Here is a 4,237-nt window from a genome sequence, read left to right on the forward strand (position 1 = left end):
GTAGATGCTTTAGAGGCTTTTCGGACAGCCATGTCTTTTCGTTTTGTGGCATGGCTGAACGAGAATCGAGACCTGTTTGCCGCTCACAAAGCGCGTTTTGGCTTGGTTTGGGCTTGAAATTTGTTTAAGTACCGCTAGTGTCACTAGTGGCGTCCAGAAAGTCCTCGATTTACTCATCGCTCCGGTATTTGACACAGCGATGGAAATCGCAGGCGGTGTGTTGAATGGCGTAACAGAATTTGCCCAAAATATTTGGCAGTGGGGTAAGCCGATCCGCGATGTCCTGGGGAAAGCCTGGGATTGGGTTCTCGGAAAGTTAGGGATCGGTGGAGATGGTGAAGGCGGAATTTTAAATTGGGTCAAGGAAAAAGCTGCGACGATTTGGACGGAGATACAAGAGCGGTTTGCTCCAGTCATTGAACCGATGCGGAAGGTCGTTGGGGTTGTTATTGCGTTTTCGCCAGTCGGTTTACTAATGGGAGCGGTGAAGTTTGCTCCGCAAATTATTGAGGCGATCCAGTGGTTATGGGAAAACAAGGATAATCCCAATATCGTCAAGGATGCACATGAGGAAATGGGGCATACGATTTTGCCTAAGCTCCTCTCGGGCGCTGAAGGGTTGAGCAATGGCTTCCAGTCTGTAGTTGAGCCATTTACGACACAGCTCGCGCAGATTGGCGAAAGTCTACTCGGTCTGATGAGCGCAGTTAGCGGCGTTCCGTTACTCAACGGCGCAACTGAGTTTTTCCAGAGCATTTCTGAAAATGTTGAAAATCTCAAGAAGGCGAGCGTAGAAAAATTCCAGTCAGCAGTCGAGAGTACGAAGCAGTTTTCCCAAAAGGTACAGGAAAAGCTTGCGCCGTATGCCGAAGTCTTATCTTCGCTGGGTGTTGCGCTCGTAAATCCTGCAATGATTCCCATGATTCTGGCGGGAAATGCTTGGTTGGCATTGCCGGACTGCTACCAAGGAGCCATCATTGATGTCATTTTGGATGCTCTGATTGCAATCCTCTCGACTGCTTCAGAAATTCCAGCGTTTGGGCCGCTCTGGAGTTTACTCCAGACAGGCATACTAGGATTTCTTGAAGGCTTACGCGGTCAAGCTACTGACATTAAGGTTCAAATCAGTCAAAAGATCGCCAAGATTATTAGCGGACGAAGCCTAGATTTTATTTTGGGCTTTGTTAAAGGGGTTTTGAAAGGAATTTGGGAAGGGCTTTCCGACCCATTCGTGCTGATGTACCAGGGCGTGAAGGCTATTGGTTCACTCATGTCTTGGATTGGCGGTCTGACGAGTCAGCCAAAGCAGTCTGAAGGTCGGTCTGGCGCGAGTTCGTCTCCGGCTGTCGCGAATCCTGCTACTGCCGCAGGGTCACCATCACAGGAGTCGAGCGAGGTAGATCGAGAAGACATCTCACAAAGTCTGACATCGATGGGAACCGAACTCGAAACCCCCGCTGGGGTCGTGCAAGAAAACTTTATGAGTGGCGCTCAGGATGCGTTCAGTGCTGGAGAAGGATTGACCTATGCAGGGTTGGTTGAAAAGCTGGGCAGTCTGTGGGCGTCTATCGAGGAGCAGATTCGGAATGCGGGTTCGCAAATCGCGCAGGGAGTCTGTGATTTCCTGATGGGCGATGGTTCGGAAGGTCAAATGGGCGAGTCGGTGGGCTGGCTAGCCGGAACGATCGCGTTTGAAGTGGTTCTGGCAATTCTCACTGCGGGTTCGGTGACGGCGGCGAAGGGTGCGATGAAGGTCGTGAAAATCGTCGCGAAGGTATTGGATTGGACGGGTGAGGCGTTGGGTGTGGCGTTCAAGATGCTGAGCAAGGTTGGTGGTTATGTCATTGATATTGCGAAGGGTCTGGGTAAGTTGGTTGGTAATGCGAGTGGTGGTGCGGCGAAGTTGGTGATGGAGTCAGTTCAGCAGATTGGGGATATTCTGCTGCGCTATGCGGATGAGTTGCTTGGGAAGTTGGGTAAGGGGGCTGTTGGTGAGGCGGCGGAGACGGCTGGGAATCGGGGGGCTAGAGAAGCTGCTGGTGAAGGGGTAGAGGCTTCAGCAGAGAAAGCAGCGAAAGAGACATCAGTACCAGCTGGTCAGAAAGGTCACTATGACGAGCCAGAAATTGAGCCTGGCATCGTTGCGAAGCGTCCAGTTGAGGGAGGGAAGCATCATTTAAAAATAACGAAGGATGGCCGCTTAATCCGCTGTTCTCGGTGTACCGAGCTAGAGAAAGAATATGAATTTATACTTGCAAAAAATCCAGAATTAAAAACAGAGCTAGACAGGGTCAAGAAGCTATCTAAAAATCAAAAAGAAATTGAGGCAGAAAAGGTAATTAGTCACCGCAATAAGAGGTAGGTATTGACAAGGGTGGCAAGTGGAGTAGAGTGGGTCGTATGAAGAAGCCCAACCCCAAAACCCTGTCTGACGAGGTGAACCCAGAAGAATTGGGAGCGCGGTATTGGTATGAAAGATACTGCGAGCAACGAGCGGAAACAGAAAGTCTCAAGAAACGGGTATCCGACCTCGAAGAGAGCCTCGAGAGCCTGAGTGAGAAACTGCGAAAACTGACACAACGCAACAGCCAAAACAGTTCCCAACCCCCCTCATCAGACGGATACAAGAAGCCAAGTCGCCCCAAGAAAAAGCCCGGGCGCAAGCGCGGTCCGAAATACAACCATCCCGGTAAGACCCGTAATGGCTTTGGCTACGTAGACGAGAAGGTGGTCTTGGAAGTCGGCCAATGTCCTAACTGTGGAGCTGACCTGGAGGTTGAAGCGGGAAAGGTCAAACGGCAACAGGTGGTGGAGTTAGTGCCGAAGTTAGTGGAGGTTAAAGAATACGAACGACCCGGATATCACTGCCAAGAGTGCCATTGGCAAGGGCAAGCGGACTTACCGGTTGGATGTCAAGAAGGATTCAGCTATGGGGGACGATTGAGTAGCCTGGTGGGTTGGCTCGGCTATGGCGGTAACTTATCTTGGTCAAAACAGCGTGAAGTGGTGAAGAGCTTCTTGGGGGTTCCGCTGTCTCAAGGTAGTTTGTGCCAAATGCAGAGCGTGGTTTAATCAGGCTTTGCAACCGGCTTACGAACGGTGGCGGCAGTGGATTCAACAACCCGGCGTGCGCTGTGTTGACGAAACCAGCTATCGAGTCAATGGAGTCAATCATTGGATGTGGGTGGCCACGGCGCCAGAGTGCTGCGTTCTCTTTCTCGCCCCGACCCGGAGTTCAACCGAGGTGAAAAAGCTGTTGGGAGAAGACTTTTCCGGCATCCTTAGCAGTGATTGTTGGTCGGCGTACAGTCCTCAATCGGCGGCCGCCAAGCAGAAATGTTTGGCCCACATCGAGCGAAAACTCAAGGAACTCGAAGGCTCTCGTTTGGCAGCTAATCGCCACTTCGCTCAACAAGTCTTTCCGATTCTCCAACAGGGACGCCAAGCCCACCGAGACTATCATCTCGGAGAGTTGAGTTTAGAGGCGTTACAAGAAAAGCGCCCCCAACTCGAAGAGGACTTGAGAAAAGTTTTAGACCATCCCCCCAAGGGAGGATGGGCTGCCGATGCCCAAACTTTGGCCCATCGCTTTCGACGACACGAGTCGGAGTGGTTTACCTTTATGTCTTATCCTCAGGTCAGTCCCGATAATAATGATGCCGAGCGTGCTTTACGCCCGGTGGTGATTCATCGAAAAGTCAGCGGGGGCGCTCGCAGCGACTGGGGCGCTCAGTTAGTGGCCATGATGTTCAGCTTTCTCGAATCGATGCGCCGACAAGGTCGTAATGCCATCGACCAACTCTTTGAGTTGTTATCGTCCTCGGGTTGTTCTCCACCCCTGCCGACGAACCCAGGATAAGGTGACTCCGGTTTGTCGTGACGAGGTTTGAGGCTTTTTTCATTAAGCCTCACCTGTTGCGGTGACTAATTACCAGAAAAGCTCGCAAACGGGTGCATCCCAGTTATGCAATAAGCAAAAATGCTTACCCTTAAAGAGCAGCATAAGAGCTAAGCTTTGGGCAGTTCATAACGAAACCGGTCAGACCCATGGATGCATCTAAGCAAGCCCGCCTCAAAGAACTCACTCAGGAGTTAGCCGAATTGCTCTACGAAGAGACGGCTCCAGAAGCCGTCAAGAGCTTGGAAGGGATAGAGAAAGCAGTGCGTGGGCATTGGCTAGAGCATGTCGGGCCAGAAATCGGTCTTTTTTATCCGTCACAAGTAGCGGCACAACGCG

At 51.4% G+C, this 4,237-nt stretch carries 1 protein-coding gene and 2 pseudogenes; all 3 read left to right on the forward strand.

Annotated elements, in window-relative coordinates:
• Positions 1-97 precede the first annotated feature (97 nt).
• Positions 98-2,362, forward strand: coding sequence for a hypothetical protein (locus GEI7105_RS0123990; RefSeq protein ID WP_017662946.1), 2,265 nt, complete (start codon positions 98-100; stop codon positions 2,360-2,362).
• A 38-nt stretch (positions 2,363-2,400) separates the two neighbouring features.
• A pseudogene (gene tnpC / locus GEI7105_RS32230) lies at positions 2,401-3,859 on the forward strand (IS66 family transposase).
• Between the two features lie 188 nt (positions 3,860-4,047).
• Positions 4,048-4,237: pseudogene (locus tag GEI7105_RS38780) on the forward strand (ISKra4 family transposase); the annotation flags it as partial.

It is taken from the genome of Baaleninema simplex PCC 7105 (assembly GCF_000332355.1).
Taxonomy (GTDB): Bacteria; Cyanobacteriota; Cyanobacteriia; order Cyanobacteriales; family Geitlerinemataceae; genus Baaleninema; species Baaleninema simplex.